The organism is Luteibacter sp. P4_E6, from assembly GCF_056401535.1.
This window is the reverse complement of the sequence record NZ_JBFUJE010000625.1, coordinates 1-2108: the sequence shown is the minus strand read 5'-3', so window position 1 is coordinate 2108 and position 2108 is coordinate 1. Positions and strand designations below refer to the sequence as shown.

1 protein-coding gene is annotated in these 2108 nt (G+C 64.9%); it reads left to right on the top strand.

Annotated elements, in window-relative coordinates:
• Positions 1–2108 (top strand): glycoside hydrolase family 2 protein (locus AC1DT2_RS21620; protein WP_477298647.1); only part of this gene is annotated, 2108 nt, incomplete at both ends.

The following is a 2108-nucleotide window of genomic DNA, read 5'->3' as shown; positions in this document are numbered from 1 at the left end:
CCACGTCGATCTCGTTTTCGACGGCCTCGACACCTTTGCCGAGGTCAGCCTCAACGGCAAGAAGCTGCTCGCCGCGGACAATATGTTCCGTCGCTGGCGCCTGCCGGTGAAAGAGACGCTCCATCCCGGCAGCAACACGCTGTTGGTGCATTTCCAGTCACCCATCGCCCGCCTGCAGCCGTGGCTCCTCAAACAGCCCTATGCGCTGCCGGGTGAATTCGATTCGTCCTTCGGCGACGAGCCGAAGGGCAAGCAGACCTCTAACTACGTCCGCAAGGCCAACTACCACTACGGCTGGGATTGGGGTCCGCGTTATCTCGCTGCCGGCATCTGGCGCCCCGTGCGCCTGGAAAGCTGGGACGACTTGCGGCTTGCAGACTTCCATATCGCCCAGGCGAAGGTCGATCAAGCCAATGCGCGTGTGGAAGCGCAGCTCGATCTGCGGGCCGACAAGGCCGGCCCGGTCAAGGTTGCCGTGGAGTGGACCGCGCCGAACGGCACGCACGGCGTGCAGGAGCGCGACGTGGCGCTGACGGTGGGTGAAAACCACGTCGCCGTGCCCATCGATATCGACCACCCGCAGCGCTGGTGGCCCGTCGGCTATGGCGACCCGAACCTCTATCGCTTTCACGCGAGCGTAAGCACGGGTGGCGCGATCGTCGCCGACGCCGACCGCGAGACCGGCCTGCGCAGCGTGGAACTCCGCCGCGACAAGGATCAGTGGGGCAGGGGCTTCGCGTTTGTCGTCAACGGTGTGCCGATTTTCGCCAAGGGCGCCAACCTGATTCCGTTCGACAGCTTCCCCGCCCGGGTGACGCCGGCGCGCATGGAGGCCCTCCTGCAGTCCGCGCGCGATGCCAACATGAACATGCTGCGCATGTGGGGTGGTGGCACCTATCAGGACGACGCGTTCTACGCCGCGGCCGACCGCATGGGCCTGATGATCTGGCAGGACTTCATGTTCGGCGGTGCCATCACGCCTTACGACCCGGCCTTTCGCGAAAGCTCGCGGATCGAAGCGGTGGAGCAGGTCACCCGCCTGCGCGACCACCCGTCCATCGTGCTCTGGGCCGGTAACAACGAAGTCCAGACGGGTTGGGACTCCTGGCCGGATCGCGAGGATTTCCGCAAATTCGTCAATGCCGACGAAGTGCGCCGTCTCGACGAGGGTATGCGCGAGCTGTTCGGCAAGACCTTGCGCAAGGTGGTCGGCGATCTGTCACCGCAGACGCCGTACTGGGCCAGCTCGCCCAGCACCGACTACGACGGCGAAGCCAATGTGGAGAACGACGGTGACTTCCATTACTGGAAGGTGTGGTCTGGCTCCGAACCGATTTCCCATTACCTGGATGTCACCCCACGCTTCCAGTCGGAGTACGGGCTGCAGTCCTTCCCGGTGATGGCGACGATCAAGGCCTTCGCCGAAGCCGGCGACATGGCGCCGGAATCGAAGGTGATGCGCGCCCACCAGAAGTTCGCCAACGGTGACGGCAACCAGCGCCTGCTGCTGTACATCCGTCAGGAATACGGCGAGCCGAAGGATTTCCCCTCGTTCGTTTACCTGAGCCAGGTGATGCAGGCCGAAGGAATCGAGCTGGCGGCCGAGCACCTGCGCAGTGCGCGGCCGCGCAGCATGGGCTCGTTGTACTGGCAGCTCAACGATGTCTGGCCGGGCGCCTCCTGGGCCAGCGTGGATTACTTCAATCGCTGGAAAGCCCTGCAGTTTCACGCGAAGCGCTTCTACGCGCCGGTCGATGTCGTGCCGCTGCGCCGCGACGGCAAGACCGACGTGTTCGCCGTGTCCGATCGCACCGCCGACTTCGAGGCCACGCTGCGCACGCGTGTCTACGACATGGGTGGCAAGCTGTTGCGCGACGAGAGCCAGGCCGTGCACGCCGCTGCTCTCACCAGTACGAGTGCGGGGCACTTTGACGATGCCACGCTGCTCAAGGGTGCCGACCCACGACACACCGTAGTGGCCTTCGACCTGATCGAGAAGGGTCAGACCGTTGCGCATCACCTGCTGTATTTCGGCGCGGCGCGCACGCTTGCCCTGCCGACACCCGAGCTCGCCACGACACTGCGCGACAGCGGGCACGGTCTCGTCC